The organism is Psychrobacter sp. M17(2026), from assembly GCF_055699815.1.
Map to the genome: position 1 here is coordinate 2,866,878 of NZ_CM146741.1, position 18,420 is coordinate 2,885,297.

The following is an 18,420-nucleotide window of genomic DNA, read 5'->3' on the forward strand; positions in this document are numbered from 1 at the left end:
TATAACAATAATAGGCATACCGTGCACTATCTCATAATGGTAAATAGCGTAATGTCTAAAAACGTTATCAATTGTCCTTATTTCAAGCCAAAGAAAAGCCCCCTCCGACGTTAGTCGGAGGGGGCAAGTCTAGGAATAGAGAGCTGACGATGACCTACTCTCACATGGCCGGAGCCACACTACCATTGGCGCTAAGACGTTTCACTTCTGAGTTCGAGAAGGGATCAGGTGGTTCCGTCTTGCTATTGTCGTCAGCAAAGGGGGTTAGATATGAGTCTGTTTGTTTTACTTATTGACTAAGTATCACTATCCTAACTGAACCAAGGATAAGGTGATATCGATATAATGCTTTATATACAAAACCACTTGGGTGTTGTATGGTCAAGCCAAACGAGCAATTAGTACAGGTTAGCTACATGCATCGCTGCACTTCCACACCCTGCCTATCAACGTCGTAGTCTTCAACGGCTCTTTAGGGAAATCTTATCTTGAGGTGGGCTTCCCGCTTAGATGCTTTCAGCGGTTATCCCATCCGAACGTAGCTACCGGGCAATGCCATTGGCATGACAACCCGAACACCAGTGGTTCGTCCACTCTGGTCCTCTCGTACTAGGAGCAGCTCCTCTCAAATTTCCAACGCCCACGGTAGATAGGGACCGAACTGTCTCACGACGTTCTAAACCCAGCTCGCGTACCTCTTTAAATGGCGAACAGCCATACCCTTAGGACCTGCTTCAGCCCTAGGATGAGATGAGCCGACATCGAGGTGCCAAACACCGCCGTCGATATGAACTCTTGGGCGGTATCAGCCTGTTATCCCCAGAGTACCTTTTATCCGTTGAGCGATGGCCCTTCCATACAGAACCACCGGATCACTAAGACCTACTTTCGTACCTGCTCGACTTGTGGGTCTCGCAGTTAAGCGCGCTTTTGCCTTTATACTCTACGACCGATTTCCGACCGGTCTGAGCGCACCTTCGTACTCCTCCGTTACTCTTTAGGAGGAGACCGCCCCAGTCAAACTACCCACCATACATTGTCCTCGGTACTGTTATACCTGAGTTAGAACCCCAACATGACCAGGGTGGTATTTCAAGATTGGCTCCACCAACACTAGCGTGCTGGCTTCAAAGCCTCCCACCTATCCTGCACAAGTCAGGTCAAAGTTCAATGTAAAGCTGTAGTAAAGGTTCACGGGGTCTTTCCGTCTAGCCGCGGGTACACAGCATCTTCACTGCGATTTCGATTTCACTGAGTCTCTGCTGGAGACAGCGCTGCCATCATTATGCCATTCGTGCAGGTCGGAACTTACCCGACAAGGAATTTCGCTACCTTAGGACCGTTATAGTTACGGCCGCCGTTTACTGGGGCTTCGATCAAGAGCTTCGCTTACGCTAACCCCATCAATTAACCTTCCAGCACCGGGCAGGCATCACACCCTATACGTCCACTTTCGTGTTTGCAGAGTGCTGTGTTTTTAATAAACAGTTGCAGCAGCCTGGTATCTGCGACTGCCAACAGCTCAAGGAGCGTGTCCTATCACCATCAGCAGCGTACCTTCTCCCGAAGTTACGGTACCATTTTGCCTAGTTCCTTCAGCAGAGTTCTCTCAAGCGCCTTGGTATTCTCTACCTGATCACCTGTGTCGGTTTAGGGTACGATTCGTTTATAACTATTGCTTAGAAGCTTTTCCTGGAAGCATGGTATTTGCCACTTCACTGTACAAGTACAGCTTGCTATCAGATCTCAGCCTTGTTGTAGCCCGGATTTACCTAAGCCACAAGCCTACATCCTTTCACCTGGACAACCAACGCCAGGCTGACATAACCTTCTCCGTCCCTCCATCGCATTATAAACAAGTATCGGAATATTAACCGATTTCCCATCGACTACGCCTTTCGGCCTCGCCTTAGGGGTCGACTCACCCAGCCCCGATTAACGTTGGACTGGAACCCTTGATCTTCCGGCGTGCGAGCTTTTCACTCGCATTATCGTTACTCACGTCAGCATTCGCTCTTGTGATACCTCCAGCATGCCTTACGACACACCTTCACAGGCTTACACAACGCTCCCCTACCACTTGAAAACAAATTCAAATCCGCAGCTTCGGCTCCTAGTTTGAGCCCCGTTACATCTTCCGCGCGGGCCGACTCGACTAGTGAGCTATTACGCTTTCTTTAAAGGATGGCTGCTTCTAAGCCAACCTCCTAGCTGTCTATGCCTTCCCACCTCGTTTCCCACTTAACTAGGAATTTGGGGCCTTAGCTGGCGGTCTGGGTTGTTTCCCTCTCCACAATGGACGTTAGCACCCACTGTGTGTCTCCCGGATATCACTCATCGGTATTCGGAGTTTGCATCGGTTTGGTAAGTCGGTATGACCCCCTAGCCGAAACAGTGCTCTACCCCCAATGGTGTTCGTCCGAGGCGCTACCTAAATAGCTTTCGGGGAGAACCAGCTATCACCGAGTTTGATTAGCCTTTCACCCCTATCCACAAGTCATCCCCTGGCTTTTCAACGACAGTGGGTTCGGTCCTCCGGTGTCTGTTACGACACTTTCAACCTGCTCATGGATAGATCACTCGGTTTCGGGTCTATGCCCTGCAACTAATTCGCCCTATTAAGACTCGGTTTCCCTACGGCTCCCCTAAATGGTTAACCTCGCTACAGAACATAAGTCGCTGACCCATTATACAAAAGGTACGCAGTCACTCCAATAAATTGAAGCTCCTACTGCTTGTACGCACACGGTTTCAGGTTCTATTTCACTCCCCTCACAGGGGTTCTTTTCGCCTTTCCCTCACGGTACTGGTTCACTATCGGTCAGTCAGGAGTATTTAGCCTTGGAGGATGGTCCCCCCATCTTCAAACAGGATTTCTCGTGTCCCGCTCTACTTAATATGTCATCTCTAGAATTTAAAATACAGGACTATCACCTACTACGGTCAGCTTTCCCACGCTGTTCTTCTATTCTAGAAACAATCGGCTTCTCCCCGTTCGCTCGCCGCTACTTGGGGAATCTCATTTGATGTCTTTTCCTAAGGGTACTGAGATGTTTCACTTCCCCTCGTTCGCTTCCCATACAAGTATGGAATACCTATCTTATGATAGGTGGGTTTCCCCATTCAGAAATCTCCGGATCACAGGATATTGCCGCCTCCCCGAAGCTTATCGCAGGCTGTCACGTCTTTCATCGCCTCTGACTGCCAAGGCATCCACCATGTGCGCTTAATTACTTGACCATACAACCCCAAAGGGTCTTTGTCAGCAATTATAACGATATCACCTAATTTATACGCTTGATTCAGTTCTCTTTACTTTTTTAATAACCCACCCCTGGGATAACAACTGATGTCGTTAAGAGGTGAGTTATTAAGGTTAGAAAGAAACGCGTGAACACGCTCTTTCTAACCCAGACTCATATCTATGTTTTTAAATAGTTCCTACGCTCTCGTCGAGTCGTAAGCTCTGTATAAAACAGAAAGAAATAATCAATCTTACCCTCAGGTAAAGTGAATCATTTGTTTCTATTTATACTCATTGTCTATATTAGCATTTATTAATGTATGGTGGAGCCAAACGGAGTCGAACCGTTGACCTCCTGCGTGCAAGGCAGGCGCTCTACCAACTGAGCTATGGCCCCGTAATAAAATGGTAGGCCTGGGCAGACTTGAACTGCCGACCCCCGCGTTATCAACACGGTGCTCTAACCAGCTGAGCTACAGGCCTGTAAGAGGCATATACCTCATGCTAATATTTAAGCTAACTAAAGAACAACTTGTTGTGAATTCTTGCCAAGTGGATGCGTCTATAAGGAGGTGATCCAGCCGCAGGTTCCCCTACGGCTACCTTGTTACGACTTCACCCCAGTCATCAACCACACCGTGGTGAGCGCCTCCCCTAAGGTTAGGCTATCCACTTCTGGTGCAATCAACTCCCATGGTGTGACGGGCGGTGTGTACAAGGCCCGGGAACGTATTCACCGCGGCATTCTGATCCGCGATTACTAGCGATTCCTACTTCATGGAGTCGAGTTGCAGACTCCAATCTGGACTACGATAGGCTTTTTGAGATTCGCATCACATCGCTGTGTAGCTGCCCTCTGTACCTACCATTGTAGCACGTGTGTAGCCCTGGTCGTAAGGGCCATGATGACTTGACGTCGTCCCCGCCTTCCTCCAGTTTGTCACTGGCAGTATCCTTAGAGTTCCCGGCTTAACCCGCTGGTAACTAAGGACAAGGGTTGCGCTCGTTGCGGGACTTAACCCAACATCTCACGACACGAGCTGACGACAGCCATGCAGCACCTGTATTCTAATTCCCGAAGGCACTCCCGCATCTCTGCAGGATTCTAGATATGTCAAGACCAGGTAAGGTTCTTCGCGTTGCATCGAATTAAACCACATGCTCCACCGCTTGTGCGGGCCCCCGTCAATTCATTTGAGTTTTAACCTTGCGGCCGTACTCCCCAGGCGGTCTACTTATTGCGTTAGCTGCGTCACTAAGTCCTCAAGGGACCCAACGACTAGTAGACATCGTTTACGGCGTGGACTACCAGGGTATCTAATCCTGTTTGCTACCCACGCTTTCGAGCCTCAGTGTCAGTATTATGCCAGAAGGCTGCCTTCGCCATCGGTATTCCTCCAGATCTCTACGCATTTCACCGCTACACCTGGAATTCTACCTTCCTCTCACATACTCTAGCACGACAGTTTCAGATGCAGTTCCCAGGTTGAGCCCGGGGATTTCACATCTGACTTATCGAGCCACCTACGCTCCCTTTACGCCCAGTAATTCCGATTAACGCTTGCACCCTCTGTATTACCGCGGCTGCTGGCACAGAGTTAGCCGGTGCTTATTCTGCAGCTAATGTCATCGCATATGGGTATTAACCATATGGTCTTCTTCACTGCTTAAAGTGCTTTACAACCAAAAGGCCTTCTTCACACACGCGGCATGGCTGGATCAGGGTTGCCCCCATTGTCCAATATTCCCCACTGCTGCCTCCCGTAGGAGTCCGGGCCGTGTCTCAGTCCCGGTGTGGCTGATCATCCTCTCAGACCAGCTACAGATCGTCGCCATGGTAGGCCTTTACCCCACCATCTAGCTAATCCGACTTAGGCTCATCTAATAGCGAGAGCAGTAAACTGCCCCCTTTCTCCCGTAGGTCGTATGCGGTATTAATACGAGTTTCCCCGTGCTATCCCCCACTACTAGGTAGATTCCTAAGTATTACTCACCCGTCCGCCGCTCGACGCCTACTAGCAAGCTAGTATCGTTTCCGCTCGACTTGCATGTGTTAAGCCTGCCGCCAGCGTTCAATCTGAGCCATGATCAAACTCTTCAGTTTAATCTTGCTATGTAACCCTTTAAAGAGGTCACTAAACTTGGCTCATCTATTCTGGCAAAATCGCTAAAAATTATGTTCGTAATGAATTAACTTTGAGTTTTTCTGCTGTCTTAGATGATAAATTTTTATAGTTAGAATCAACTTCGAAAAGAAGTCTCAACCAACTTTATTTATGCATCCTGACTCAGCAAAAATCCACACAAGTTGTTCTTTAGTTAAGCTTTTAAATAGTAACCACTTCTGTCGTCCAGTAAGTAGTTTGTATCAGTATTCTTGTCTAGCTATTCGGCTCTAAACCATGTGGCTTATGCTGTTTAGCGAGCTGACTATCATAACACAATGCGCTAGTCTGTCAAGCTTTTATTTTAATTCTTTATAATTTGTTTCATCCGATTTGCTGTCATTATCACTAATATCTCTTAGTGTTTAACTTCTAGCTCGTCTTGATGAGGTGCGTATTATAGACGCTTTAATTATGTTGTCAAGAACTAAATTATTTTAATTAAAAGTAATTTAGCTGGGTGGGTTTGAATAAAAGTAGCAAGCTACTTAATCACTCCGCCTTCCCTTCCGACTGGGTGGCATTATACGCAGTTCTAGATGAGCGTCAAGCTTAGTTTGAGCTTTATTTTAATTTAATTTAACTGCGCTTTATTAGTGTCTATTTATCAATGGGTTAGAATCAATATTAATTATAAAGTATTAAAGAAAATACAGTCTGCGGATTACCACCTACGCTACTCGTGCTCAAATATATAGCTAAAGATAGGTTCTATGTAGATAGGTTATTAAATTGGTGCGCGGGGCGCACCCTGTGAAGCTCAGCATTTAGCCATGCTACAACTTTCCCATCTTCTCAAAGAATACTTTATAAGCCGCTGCCTTTTTCTCTAGTGCCAATGGATAGGCACGTGAGGTAGAAGGCAGTCTATATAGAGTGAGCCCATTCACCTTATTATCCTCTAGCTTCTGTTCATCATGCCACTGATAAGGGTAATCGATACTTTGATTGGTCTTTGGATGTTTTGACTTGATCGGTGGAGTCTGTAATAGATCAAGTAATACCTCCGTAGCTTTACCACCTGTAGTAAATAGCGCGGCGACTTTTGGCACCTGTGGCAGAATCAGATCCAAATTGACAGGGGTGACTACGGTTAGATTCTTATCAGAAGCGTTGCCTGTTTCGCGAATCGCTTGCTTAACGGTAGGGCAAGAAGCAATACCACGCTCAAACATAAAAGCGCGAATACGCTCAGGGTCAAAACGCTTCTCGTCCCCTACTCTAAAGTAGTCGACATCATCAAAGAACACTTTGCCATAAATACGCCACATATCATTATAGAAGTTGGGATAATGAAAACGCATCGCCCATTTATCGCTAGTCGGTGGGAATGTTCCCATCATCATCACTGTAGCATCAGGTGGTAGAACAGGCTCGAAAGGATGATCTTCGATTTCTTGTCCTATATTGTACGAGTTATCTGTAGCTTGCTCAGATTGATCATTATTAGTTTTGATAACAGATGTTTTATTTGTCATAACATTCTTCATTAGAAAAGCGATTTTTTGTTATCATAGCATACGATTAAAATTCAAAATTAAACTAAGGCTAAACGCCAAAACTAAAAGACAAGAGAGACCTTATGAGCGACCAAAACCGCAACCCAGATGACAAATTAGATATTACTGTCATTGATCATCCATTAGTACGTCATAAACTCAGTCTAATGCGCGAAAAGGACTGTAGTACTTATAAATTTCGTACGCTCACCAAAGAGCTAGCGCGTTTGATGGCTTATGAAGCGAGTCGCGATTTTGAGATTGAAAAATTTCCAATGCAAGGCTGGTGCGGGGAGATTGAAGGTGAGCAAATCGTCGGTAAAACCGCAACGATTGTGCCTATCTTGCGCGCTGGTATCGGCATGTTAGACGGGGTGCTCGATTTGATTCCTACTGCCAAAATATCTGTGGTTGGTCTACAGCGCGACGAGGAAACCTTACAACCTGTGCCGTTCTTTGAGAAGTTCGTCAGTCATATGGATAAACGCCCTGCGCTTATTATTGATCCGATGCTTGCTACTGGTGGTTCAATGGTCGCCACTATCGATATGCTCAAACGTCATGGCTGCAAAAACATCAAGGCTTTGGTATTAGTAGCCGCACCTGAAGGCGTACGCTTAGTCAACGAGGCGCATCCTGACGTGACTATTTATACCGCAGCGCTCGATAGTCATTTGGATGAGCACGGCTACATTATTCCAGGTCTGGGTGATGCTGGTGATAAGATATTTGGTAAGCAGTTGGGTCAATAATTAATCACTATAAAGTTTTGTGAAAATAGGGAGTACATATAATGAACGTATTAATCACAGGGGCGAGCGCTGGATTTGGTGAAGCGTTAGCTAGGCGTCTAGTAGCGAAAGGTCATAAAGTAATCGGCGCTGCTCGTCGCCTTGAGAAACTTGAGACTATGGCTAATGAGCTTGGCGAATTATTTTTACCCGTTAAAATGGATGTTAGTGATACGGCATCTCTACCGCAAATTATCGCCGACTTGCCTACTGAGTTCAGTCAAATAGATGTGTTAGTAAATAATGCAGGACTCGCACTGGGTACTGAACCTGCCTATAAAGCTGATCTCAATGATTGGATGCAGATGGCCGATACCAATATCAAAGGGCTAATAGCACTCACTCATGCTGTCCTGCCTGCGATGGTTGAGCGTAATAGCGGTTATATTATCAATGTGGGCTCTATTGCTGGCAGTTGGCCGTATTATGGTGGCAATGTCTATGGTGCAACCAAAGCCTTCGTCAAGCAATTTAGCTTAAACTTACGTGCCGATCTATTAGGTACACAAGTGCGCGTGACCAATCTTGAACCGGGTGCCGTGGCAGGTACTGAGTTCTCAAACGTGCGCTATCATGGTGATGATGGTAAGGCAGATAAGGTATACGAAGGCTTTAAAAACATGACGGGTGATGATATTGGCGATATCTTGTTATGGCTTATCGAGACTCCTGCACACATCAATGTCAATCGCTTAGAGGTCATGCCAGTAGCACAAACTTACAATGGCCTGACGATTGCTAAAGACTAACTGTTTTTAAAAGGTTTAGGCAGTCCCTAAACAACACATCAAACTTAACGCAATTCATAGCTACGTAGCAGTATAGGGCGATCCGTACTGCTACTTTCACTGCTACTTTCACTGCTTTTTTCAAAGCATTTATCAATACTCTGCTCATCGACCAGACGCAAATCATCGAACCCCAACAGTAATACTTCATTGCGGGTACGCTCGCTGGTGCGCTTATTATGACGTATCGGAAATCCTAATACTTGCTTACTGGTCACTCGTATTTGATTGATTACTGTCTGTGCAGACATTAGTTTTTTTGCGCCAACTATTACCGTCGCGGGATTTAGCGTCGTAGTAAGTAACTTTTCTTGTCGAGCCTTTTTTGGCATATCACCTGCTACAAACAGTACTTGGCTGGGCGGTAAATACTGCGCATGGCGCATCAGCTCACGACGAAACAGTACGGGTATATCCATATTAAAGCTGTCTTCACTTTGATGATAAATCGCGGCAAAGCTACGCTGGATATAGCGGCCAAATACTGAGGTATTGATCCATTCTTGATAAGCCTCATTATCTTGCAGCTGCTTAGTAAAGGCCAGCGGCTCTATACTTGTACGCTGAGTCAATAACGCCATCAGTAACGCTTGCGGACTCTCGAAACTCTGCTGTTCCCAAACTTGCGGATAAAGGCTGTTATCAAGATCAGGTAGCGTCTTTATACTCATCAAGCAATATCCTTTTATCAGATGATAACGAACAAAGCATTTTACGATTCTATTTTATGCTAAGGTCATTTACTATTTCTATGGTTATGACATCAACACTTTTACTATAACAAGCTCTTGATAATAAGATAAGGATATTTTATGACGAATAATACACCTGTTTTAACGCCGCTAACTTTAACATTGGAATGGTTTTTGAATCCTGATCACCTGCCTTTTATCGCAGGCATTCATACGGGCGCTTATAAAAAGTCAGGTTTGGATATTAAGATGATAGAGCCGACGGAACATTACGATGGCTTTAGCGAGTTGCAGGCAGGTCATATTGATTTGCATGTTAACGAGCCTATTCATCTATTTGAGCATCACTTTGATGATTTAAAAGCGCTAGGCTGTTTTTTCGTGACCGATGGCGGCGTGATGATGAAGCAAAGCAGTATGGATAAACTGCATGCTAATCAGCCTATTCGTATTACTACGCCAGCGGCTAATTCGATCACTAATAAAATTGGCTTTGAGATATTGCATCGTTATGCCAAACAAAATGGTTTTGAATTAGATCGTGATAATGTCGAGTTTGTAGAAACTGACTTTCAGCATTTAGAAAATTTGCAAAAAGGTGATGCGCATGGCGGCTTTGATGGCGCGTGGTTATGCTTTTATAACTTTGAGGGTATAGAAGCCAATCATATCGGGCTTGATTACACCTTTATCGATCAAAACTTGTCGCCTTATCCTAATTTTTCGGCATTGGAGCTAATGACAACACATAAGACTTTCAATGACAAGCAGGCAGCTATAGAGCAGTTTGTGCAAGTCAGCACTGAGATGGGTCAATTATGTATTAATAATCCAGAGCAGGCGCGCGAGATTTATTATGGCTACACTGGTGAGGAACCGTCTGCTTTGATGGATGACATTATCAATGACACATTGAAGCGTTTGATTACTCCTATTAAACCAGATAACGCGCGTTGGTTAGCACTGCGTGATATGCTAACGAAGCTAGATATCGCTGCCGTTAGTGACGCGCAATATGCCAAACTATGGTAATAGCGGAAGAATCGTTGTGATCAATAACATTGTAAAAAAGCCTAAACCTTACCACTTGCAAACTATCAGCGTTGCTGGCTCTGATGGTACGTTGTTACCAATCTCAGTGATTGGTCGCGGTCAACCTGTGTTAATGCTACATGCCTTTGGTATGGATGCACGGCAGTTTTTGCCGTTTATTTTACCTCTGATTAATCAGTATCAGTTTTATTTGCCACATTTTAGAGGTTTTGGTTTGGCGGATAATCTACAGATGCCGCAGTTTGACTTTATTGAGCAGTACGCGGCAGATACTAAGCAAGTTATTGACTATATCGTTAAGGCAACGGGCGTTAACAAAATATCTGTCGCTGGCATTTCGATGGGTGCGCTGGTGATGTGGGCATACTTTAAGCGCTTTGGTACAAATGATGTCAGCCGTTACCTCAATATCGATCAAGCGCCTATTATTCGTAATCAGCCCGACTGGCAAGGTGGCGTATTTGGAGCACGACAAGATGAGTTGTTTGCTCAGTTTGAGTCATTAATTAGTAAAACTGAGCCTTATATGCAGCTAAGTAGCTTTCGTCATTTACCTTATGAGTTAAAATTAGGTTTATTAGCTATGGAGCGCGCGTTTTCATTGCTATCGGTCAGTCGTCAGCACTCACAACTATTAGTAAAGACTTTGAGCCATCGCGCACCGCACAAAATGGCGTTAATGACTCATAGCACTTGGCAACATAAACTGCGTTGTCTAAATGCTTATGTGCAATTGCCCTACGATTATCGCGATGTTTTGCCAACAGTTAATGTTCCAACAACACTGATGATTGGTGGGCGCTCGAAACTATACGATCCAGAATGGCAATTGAAATTAGCTGATATGCTACCGAATGCAAAAGTAGAGATATTAGCAAAGTCAGGACATGCCGTACCGATGGATGCGCCTGTTGAGTTTTATCAAGCTTTAAAGAGATTTTTGTAAGAGAACTCGCAGGTTTATTGAAAGGTAAATATCGAAAGCATTGTAGGCAATAACTTCATAATCCACACTATAACTTTACAATAACTAATAGATATTTATTGAATCGACTTTTATACTAAAGAGCGAGTATTAGTGGTAAATAGTTATTAATCATGAAACCCAATATCAAATCAGAAATTTTAAAATCAGTTTTAAATAATTTTAAAAGGAGATTTTATGCCTTATGTTAGTGTTGCTAAGCAAAATGATCAAGCTGTCGAATTATACTATGAAGTTCAAGGTAGCGGAAAACCAGTAGTGCTCATCCATGGTTGGCCGCTGAGTGGACGCTCATGGGAAGCGCAAGTAATGGCAATCGTTGAAGCAGGTTATCAAGTTATTACCTATGACAGACGTGGCTTTGGTCAATCCTCTAAACCATGGGAAGGCTACGATTATGATACTTTAGCGCAAGATCTAAAAATGATGATGGATGAGCTTGATTTGCAAGAGGCTATCATCGTAGGATTCTCGATGGGTGGCGGCGAAGTAGCTCGCTATCTGGGCAATTTTGGCTCAGAGCGAGTGAGTAAAGCCGTACTTGCCTCAGCTGTGCCACCTTATTTATATAAAGCAGATGACAATCCTGACGGGGCGTTAGCAGATACCGATATTCAAGAATTCTTAGATGGTGTCAGCGGTGATCGGATTGCTTTTTTAAACGATTTTACTAAAAATTTCTTTACCCCAGCAGAGGGTAAATTACTCGTTAGTAAACCTATGCGTTTATATAATCGCGATATTGCCTCTTATGCTTCGCCAAAAGCGACTTATGATTGTGTAAAGTCCTTTGCTTATACGGATTTTCGTGAAGATCTTAAAAAGTTCGATGTGCCGACCTTGGTCATTCATGGTAATGCTGATCAAATCGTCCCCCTTGAAGTCAGTGGTCAACGCTCGCACGAGATGATCGCAGACAGTCAGCTTCATATCGTAGAAGGCGGTCCGCATGGTATCAACGTCACTCATGCTAAAGAGTTTAACGAAGCTTTGATTAAGTTTTTAGGTAGCTAATAGACTTCTGTTTTCATACAAGAAAAGCGACCTTACAGGGTCGCTTTTCTTGTTTTGAGATATTGGATACCTTTTGAGATTAGTCAACTAACGCTTTAACCAGCTTAAAGCGCGCTACTGATTTTCCGTCTAGCTCGACCGATTCTGCAAACATAGTAAGCGGTCGTACCCAAACGCCATACTCACCGTAAAGACAACGATAAACCACTAGTGCCTCTTCGGTTTCTGAATGATGCGCGGTATGCAATACTTGATACAGATTGCCTTTATAATGGCGGTAGATGCCCTGAGACACTGTTAAGTGATCCATAGAAAACTCCTAGTCTTAAAAAAATTGCTGCTAACTATCTATAAGAAAGGCCGACTATTACTGCCGACCTTATCTTTACTAAGCCTTATAAACCGTTTAACCCACCGTTACTTTAGCATAGCCTTTCTTGCCTGCCTGAATAACTACGGTCTGCCCAGACGTTAAGCTAAAACCGCCATCAATGACTTCACCCTCAACTTTTACTGCGCCGCGCTTGACCATATCTTTGGCAGCTGCGTTGTTTTTAGCAAGTCCGGCTTGATTCAATATTTGGGTAATAAATAGCGCATCCGCACCTTCTAAATCTAAAGTCATCTCTGGTAAATCGATAGGTAGCTCGCCGTCAGCTAGCACATTACCCGCTGATTTGTGCGCATTGGCAGCGGCATCAGCATCATGGAAACGCTCGATTAACTCTTCGGCAAGAATGCGTTTGATTTCTTGTGGATTACGACCTTTTTCCATCTCATTCATCAATCCTTCGACTTCTTCCATTGGCTTAAAGCTTAAGAACTCAAAGTAGCGACGAATCAGCGTATCTGGCATAGACAAAATCTTTTGATACATCGTGCCTGGCGCATCATAAATGCCGACATAGTTATTCAAAGACTTGGACATTTTATTGACACCGTCTAAGCCTTCTAGAATCGGTACAGTGATACAAACTTGTGGCTCTTGACCGTAGCGACTTTGCAGAGTACGACCCATCAGCAAATTAAAAGTCTGATCGGTACCGCCAAGCTCGACGTCGGCTTTCAACGCAATAGAATCATAACCTTGTACCAATGGGTAGAGAAACTCATGAATAGCAATTGGGGTTTGCGCGGCATAACGCTTAGAGAAATCATCACGTTCAAGCATACGTGATACCGTGAGCTGGCTAGATAATTGAATCATATCAGCGGCTGACATGTCCTTAAACCATTCTGAGTTAAAGACAATACGGGTTTTTTCTTTATCCAAAATCTTAAAAACTTGCTCTGCATAAGTCTGAGCATTGGCCTGAATTTGCTCATCAGTCAGTGGCGGACGGGTACTGTTTTTGCCCGAAGGGTCGCCAATCTTGGCAGTATAATCCCCGATTAAGAAATAAATCTCATGACCCAGATCTTGAAAATGCTTAAGCTTGTTGATTAATACAGTATGACCCAAATGTAGATCAGGCGCAGTAGGATCAAAGCCTGCCTTAATGCGTAGCGGACGGTTTTGCTTTAACTTCGCCACTAAATCCTCGGTAGATAAAATCTCTTGAGTACCGCGTTGGATAAGGGCTAGCTGTTCTTCTACAGTGTATGATGATTCAGTCATGGTGCTCTCTTTATTGTCTTTTTAAATGTTTAAGTCGTAATCAAGGTTTAAACCTTTGGGGCGGTGCAAAAAATGGTAGAATTTGGCAGATATATTAGCGTTTTTTAGGATAAATTGCCATGAGTAAGCCTGCACCAGTTATTAATAACGCTCAACAAGATACTTTGTCAGATGACGATAATCTAAATTATGCCACCCTTACCGATGCTTTAGAACAAACCCTATTCGAAAACTTCGACGATGGTCTGTATGTCGGCATGATGTCGGGTACCAGCCTCGATGGTATGGATGCGGTGTTGTGTCGGTTTAATAATGATGAAAACAACACCTCAGCGCCTATGACATTATTAGCAACTTATAGCCAAGACTTCCCACTGCGTCTGCGTGAGGTGCTATTGGCACTATGTCAGCCTAATGGAATAAAGCATCTAAAACCTCAAAGCAATGAACCATCTAGCGAACCAAAGAGCGAATTGGACTGGTTCGGTTGGGCAAGTCGGGTTTATGGTGAGTTTGCCAGCGAGGTGGTTAATAAATTATTGCAGCAAGCCGATATCGATGCAGAGAATGTATTAGCTATTGGCTGTCATGGACAGACCGTACGCCATCGTCCGCACATGGGATATACTCTACAATTACTCGATGCCAATATGATCGCTGAACGCACAGGTATCAGCGTGGTCAGTGACTTTCGCCGTCGCGATATGGCCGTTGGTGGTCAAGGTGCGCCGTTAGTACCTGCCTTCCATCAAGCGTTATTTGCTGATGCTAACACTACTCGGATTATGCTCAATTTAGGCGGTATCGCTAATATTGCTGTCTTGCCAGCGACTAATATTAATGCAGATGGACGAACTGAGCAGCAAGTGGTTGGCTACGATACTGGCCCTGCTAATTTATTGCTAGATGCTTGGACGCTGCTACATACCGGTAAGCATTACGATGCCGCAGGCGCATGGGCGCAATCAGGCCGCGTCATCGCACCACTATTGAATCAGCTGTTGAGTCATGCGTTCTTTGCTAAAGACTATCCAAAAAGTACAGGTCGTGAAGACTTCAATTTGGCTTGGCTGCAAGAGGAGCTGCAAACATTTGACACACACTCCTCCGATACTCGCTATTCATCAGCGGACGTTCAGGCGACACTGACGGAGCTGACAGCGGTAACGGCTAGCAATCAAATTAGACAATTCACCAAGTCTGAAGATACTGCTACAGAAAATGAAACAGCTGAAGTGTATGTCTGCGGTGGTGGCGCATTAAATAGCTATCTGATGGCTCGCTTGCAAGCGCATCTGCCACATTGCAAAGTGACCACTACTGCCAGCTTAGGTCTTGAGCCGACGTGGGTAGAAGCGGTCGCTTTTGCTTGGCTGGCACGGCAAACGCTAATGGGCGAAACGGGCAACCTGCCTGCGGTCACGGGCGCGAATAAAAGTGTGGTGCTAGGGCAGGTTTGTTTTGCTTAACTAATAAATACTGAGTTATACAAAGTATATTTTTATAATTCAGTATCTATTAAAAACAATGAAAGGGTGCAGTAATCATACCTTCATCGTTGATGTCATACCATTCACCATCTACAAGCAATAAACGATAAGAATGGTTTGAATCTTTTGGATCATGATAGCTTCTAACGTCGCTGTAGATTATCGGCGTTTTTATCTCATTGTTTGCGTTAATAAAGCCAAACTTATCTTCGTTTTCAACTACAGCCAAACCATTATAAAAACTGCCAATACTATCGTATATTAAAGGTATGATTATCTTACCAGCCGTATCAATAACGCCCCATTTATTATCTTTCATAACAGAAGCCAAACCGTTGTCAAAGCCATATACAGCATCGTACTGTAGTGCAATGACGAGTTCGCCACGTTTATTAACAAAACCATATTTATTATCAATAATGACAAATGCTAAATCGTCAGAGAACATATCAATGTAATCATAGATAGTAGCTACGACAGTCCTACCTTGGCTATCAACATATCCCTCTTTATTACCCACCGTTACGTGGAATAATTGGTCGTTAGTATAGGTGATATTATCGTATATCGGCTCAATGATGACCTCGCCTTGCTGATTAATAATGCCACTTTTACCTTTTTCTAAAATTACCGCATAGCCATTATCAAAAGCACCGACGTAGTCGTAGGCAGGCTCAATCACCACTTGGTTTTTTTTATTAATGTAACCATATTTACCGTTGATCTCTACAGATGCGAGCCCTTCGGAGAAAGATCCTATGTAAGTATCAGTAAGCTCAATCTCATACTGACCTGACTGATCAATAAAGCCTGTTTTTTCATCACGCACTACCGCTGCTAAGCCTTCAGAAAACGAGCCTGCATAATCAAACTCAATATCAGTCACTAATTGACCTTGTTCATTGATAAAACCGTATTTGCCAGCCTTAGTAACCACAGCTAGACCTTCAAAAAAAACACCAATAGTTTCATAATCTAAGCGTAGGATTTGACCTGTTTTATAGTTTACCGACCATTTTTTATTATCTTCCTCAACTAGCGCAGTGTTATTAGATACATTTAGAATAAGATCGTATTTAGGGTTGATGATCTCACTACCCGTTAAATCGATAAGCCCCCACTTATTATTGTTAGCGACTTTTGCTTTGCCTGCCGAAAAAGGGAGAGCCTGATCATAAATCAGCGCTGTTATCGCTTTACCTTGTTGATCTATATAACCATACTTATCGTTCTTGACGATAACGCCTCTATCTTCAAAAAACTTTTGAAAATAGCCAAACTGAGTGCCTTTAGGTAAGCATCGATAACTATCAGAGGTTTTAGCATAGCTGCTTTGGATAACCAGTGAAAAGCCCAATGCTAATAGTAACACTCTCAGTTTAGGTCGTGCCCGTAATCGATTAGAAGGTTTAGTTAGCATAGTCCTCTCAGTATTTCGTTCAATTATTATGTTAACACCTTTTATATAAAGGGCTTTAAGTTTACAGCCGTAAACTTATCTAGCCTATAATGGTTGCTAAAATACCGAGATAGCGCTATAAATAGTAAAACGTCAGTAGATAAGTTGCAGCAGCCATACAATCATCAATAGTATAAATGGCAAAACCCTTTTGAATCACCGAGGATTTATTATATGAGTCAACACAGTCATTCAAACTCATCATCACAAAAACATCGTAAATCGCCACATTTTGAGCGCTCTGATGAGACGCGCGTAGTCGTCACTGGGATGGGCGCGATCACTCCACTAGGCTTGGATGTAGAGAGCACTTGGACGCGGTTGCTGGCTGGTGAAAGCGGTATCTCAACGATTGAGCATTTTGACGCCACAGATTACCGTACTCAAATTGCGGGTACAATTAAAGATTTTGACGCCAAGCAGTATATGAATGTCAAAGACGCGCGACGCTATGATAAGTTTATGCAGTATGGTATAGCAGCGACCTCTATGGCGCTAAAAGATGCAGGGTTTATCAGTGAGGTTAGTGCAGATGAAGCACCTGTACAAAATGTCGATCCAGAACGTTTTGGGGTAATCTTAGGCTCAGGTATTGGTGGTATTCAGACTATCGAAGACAGCTCTGCGATGCTCAATAGTAAAGGCCCTCGCAAAGTCTCACCCTTTATTATTCCAGGTTCTATTGTGAATATGGCAGCTGGGCTAGTGGCGATCAAGCACAACTTGCAAGGCCCTAACTTGGCGACTGCGACTGCTTGCACCACTGCGACCCATGCTATCGGCTTAGCCGCACGGCTTATCGCTTATGGTGATGCCGATGTGATGGTAGCAGGCGGCAGTGAGAAAGGCTCAAGCCCACTTGGTATGTCAGGCTTTGCCGCGATGCACGCCTTATCGACACGTAATGACGAGCCTACTCGTGCCTCGCGTCCGTTCGACAAAGATCGCGATGGTTTTGTGCTTGGAGACGGTTCAGGCATGATGGTTCTTGAGAGCTTAGCTCATGCTAAAGCTCGCGGCGCTTTGATCCTGGCCGAGATGGTGGGCTTTGGCATGAGCGATGATGCCAGTCATATCACCTCGCCGCCTGAAGACGGTCGCGGTGCAGCGCGAGCTATGCAAAACGCAGTTAATGACGCAGGTATTGATGCCTCGCAAGTCGGTTATGTCAACGCTCATGGTACGAGTACGCCAGCGGGCGACGTGGCTGAGTCAATTGCGATCGAGACGGTATTTTCTGCGGTAAAAGACAGTATATTAGTCAGCTCAACGAAATCTATGACTGGTCATTTGCTGGGCGCGGCAGGTGGCATCGAGGCGATATTTACAGTGCTAGCATTGCAACATCAGCAAGTACCGCCGACGATCAATCTGGATAATCTTGAGGATAACTGTAATCTTGATTATGTCGCCAATCAATCACGCAAAGTTGATGATTTAAATTATGCAGTGTCGAATAGCTTTGGCTTTGGTGGCACCAATGGCTCCTTAGTATTCGCCCGTTGGCAGGCTTAGCTTTTATATTGCACCCGATGCTATCCTAGTAGAATAAGGTTTATATTAATTTTGCTACGTTTGCCCCCTTGCAGCCTCTTATCGACCTTGGGTATGATAAGGGGTAT

Annotated in this window: 12 protein-coding genes, 2 tRNA genes and 3 rRNA genes; 7 read left to right on the plus strand and 10 right to left on the minus strand. The window is 44.4% G+C overall.

Annotation, left to right across the window (positions count from 1 at the left end):
• Positions 1–141 precede the first annotated feature (141 nt).
• From rrf to ACR63T_RS12230, 6 genes are all read right to left on the minus strand, one after another.
• Positions 142–256 (minus strand): 5S ribosomal RNA (gene rrf / locus ACR63T_RS12205).
• 121 nt (positions 257–377) lie between these two features.
• Positions 378–3,240, minus strand: a 23S ribosomal RNA gene (locus tag ACR63T_RS12210).
• 325 nt (positions 3,241–3,565) lie between these two features.
• Positions 3,566–3,641: transfer RNA gene (locus tag ACR63T_RS12215), tRNA-Ala, on the minus strand.
• Between the two features lie 9 nt (positions 3,642–3,650).
• A tRNA-Ile gene (locus ACR63T_RS12220) sits at positions 3,651–3,727 on the minus strand.
• 82 nt (positions 3,728–3,809) lie between these two features.
• Positions 3,810–5,348 (minus strand): 16S ribosomal RNA (locus ACR63T_RS12225).
• The 16S, 23S and 5S rRNA genes sit together here with 2 tRNA genes alongside, the layout of an rRNA operon.
• An 837-nt stretch (positions 5,349–6,185) precedes the next feature.
• Positions 6,186–6,755: a DNA glycosylase gene (locus ACR63T_RS12230; RefSeq protein WP_472785282.1), complete on the minus strand. Its 570-nt coding sequence runs from the start codon at positions 6,753–6,755 to the stop codon at positions 6,186–6,188.
• Between the two features lie 236 nt (positions 6,756–6,991).
• On the opposite strand from ACR63T_RS12230, the gene upp reads away from it, so the two are divergent.
• Complete coding sequence (gene upp / locus ACR63T_RS12235; RefSeq protein WP_201570341.1) at positions 6,992–7,660, plus strand: uracil phosphoribosyltransferase; 669 nt, start codon at positions 6,992–6,994, stop codon at positions 7,658–7,660.
• 41 nt (positions 7,661–7,701) lie between these two features.
• On the plus strand, positions 7,702–8,448 hold the full coding sequence (locus ACR63T_RS12240) for an SDR family NAD(P)-dependent oxidoreductase (RefSeq protein WP_472784159.1): 747 nt from the start codon (positions 7,702–7,704) through the stop codon (positions 8,446–8,448).
• 44 nt (positions 8,449–8,492) lie between these two features.
• Here ACR63T_RS12240 and ACR63T_RS12245 read toward each other — a convergent pair whose 3' ends face one another.
• The gene (locus ACR63T_RS12245) at positions 8,493–9,158 is read right to left on the minus strand and encodes a hypothetical protein (RefSeq protein ID WP_472784160.1); all 666 of its coding nucleotides are present in this window, start codon (positions 9,156–9,158) and stop codon (positions 8,493–8,495) included.
• 141 nt (positions 9,159–9,299) lie between these two features.
• Between ACR63T_RS12245 and ACR63T_RS12250 the strand changes: the two genes are divergently transcribed.
• From ACR63T_RS12250 to ACR63T_RS12260, 3 genes are all read left to right on the plus strand, one after another.
• Positions 9,300–10,211 (plus strand): ABC transporter substrate-binding protein, encoded by a 912-nt coding sequence (locus tag ACR63T_RS12250; RefSeq protein WP_472784161.1) that lies wholly within the window; start codon positions 9,300–9,302, stop codon positions 10,209–10,211.
• Positions 10,195–11,178, plus strand: coding sequence for an alpha/beta fold hydrolase (locus ACR63T_RS12255; protein ID WP_472784162.1), 984 nt, complete (start codon positions 10,195–10,197; stop codon positions 11,176–11,178). Before ACR63T_RS12250 ends, ACR63T_RS12255 begins: the two co-directional genes overlap by 17 nt.
• A gap of 216 nt (positions 11,179–11,394) precedes the next feature.
• On the plus strand, positions 11,395–12,231 hold the full coding sequence (locus ACR63T_RS12260; RefSeq protein WP_472784163.1) for an alpha/beta fold hydrolase: 837 nt from the start codon (positions 11,395–11,397) through the stop codon (positions 12,229–12,231).
• Between the two features lie 79 nt (positions 12,232–12,310).
• Here the strand turns inward: ACR63T_RS12260 and ACR63T_RS12265 are convergent, their stop codons facing one another.
• Together ACR63T_RS12265 and tyrS are read right to left on the minus strand one after the other, a co-directional pair.
• The gene (locus ACR63T_RS12265) at positions 12,311–12,541 is read right to left on the minus strand and encodes a DUF1653 domain-containing protein (protein ID WP_472784164.1); all 231 of its coding nucleotides are present in this window, start codon (positions 12,539–12,541) and stop codon (positions 12,311–12,313) included.
• Positions 12,542–12,637: 96 nt separating this feature from the next.
• The gene (gene tyrS, locus ACR63T_RS12270; protein ID WP_472784165.1) at positions 12,638–13,849 is read right to left on the minus strand and encodes a tyrosine--tRNA ligase; all 1,212 of its coding nucleotides are present in this window, start codon (positions 13,847–13,849) and stop codon (positions 12,638–12,640) included.
• Positions 13,850–13,968: 119 nt separating this feature from the next.
• Here tyrS and ACR63T_RS12275 point away from each other — a divergent pair, with 119 nt between their 5' ends.
• Positions 13,969–15,318: an anhydro-N-acetylmuramic acid kinase gene (locus ACR63T_RS12275; RefSeq protein ID WP_472784166.1), complete on the plus strand. Its 1,350-nt coding sequence runs from the start codon at positions 13,969–13,971 to the stop codon at positions 15,316–15,318.
• A gap of 49 nt (positions 15,319–15,367) precedes the next feature.
• Here the strand turns inward: ACR63T_RS12275 and ACR63T_RS12280 are convergent, their stop codons facing one another.
• Positions 15,368–16,759 (minus strand): WG repeat-containing protein, encoded by a 1,392-nt coding sequence (locus ACR63T_RS12280; protein ID WP_472784167.1) that lies wholly within the window; start codon positions 16,757–16,759, stop codon positions 15,368–15,370.
• Between the two features lie 213 nt (positions 16,760–16,972).
• Here ACR63T_RS12280 and fabF point away from each other — a divergent pair, with 213 nt between their 5' ends.
• Positions 16,973–18,313: a beta-ketoacyl-ACP synthase II gene (gene fabF / locus ACR63T_RS12285; RefSeq protein ID WP_472784168.1), complete on the plus strand. Its 1,341-nt coding sequence runs from the start codon at positions 16,973–16,975 to the stop codon at positions 18,311–18,313.
• Positions 18,314–18,420 lie beyond the last annotated feature (107 nt).

Coding starts and splice junctions, on each gene's coding strand:
- ACR63T_RS12250 (WP_472784161.1), top strand. CDS start 9,300: ATGACGAATAATACACCTGTTTTAACGCCGCTAACTTTAACATTGGAA.
- ACR63T_RS12265 (WP_472784164.1), bottom strand. CDS start 12,541: ATGGATCACTTAACAGTGTCTCAGGGCATCTACCGCCATTATAAAGGC.
- ACR63T_RS12255 (WP_472784162.1), top strand. CDS start 10,195: ATGCCAAACTATGGTAATAGCGGAAGAATCGTTGTGATCAATAACATT.
- tyrS (WP_472784165.1), bottom strand. CDS start 13,849: ATGACTGAATCATCATACACTGTAGAAGAACAGCTAGCCCTTATCCAA.
- fabF (WP_472784168.1), top strand. CDS start 16,973: ATGAGTCAACACAGTCATTCAAACTCATCATCACAAAAACATCGTAAA.
- ACR63T_RS12240 (WP_472784159.1), top strand. CDS start 7,702: ATGAACGTATTAATCACAGGGGCGAGCGCTGGATTTGGTGAAGCGTTA.
- ACR63T_RS12245 (WP_472784160.1), bottom strand. CDS start 9,158: ATGAGTATAAAGACGCTACCTGATCTTGATAACAGCCTTTATCCGCAA.
- ACR63T_RS12275 (WP_472784166.1), top strand. CDS start 13,969: ATGAGTAAGCCTGCACCAGTTATTAATAACGCTCAACAAGATACTTTG.
- upp (WP_201570341.1), top strand. CDS start 6,992: ATGAGCGACCAAAACCGCAACCCAGATGACAAATTAGATATTACTGTC.
- ACR63T_RS12230 (WP_472785282.1), bottom strand. CDS start 6,755: ATGATGATGGGAACATTCCCACCGACTAGCGATAAATGGGCGATGCGT.
- ACR63T_RS12280 (WP_472784167.1), bottom strand. CDS start 16,759: ATGCTAACTAAACCTTCTAATCGATTACGGGCACGACCTAAACTGAGA.
- ACR63T_RS12260 (WP_472784163.1), top strand. CDS start 11,395: ATGCCTTATGTTAGTGTTGCTAAGCAAAATGATCAAGCTGTCGAATTA.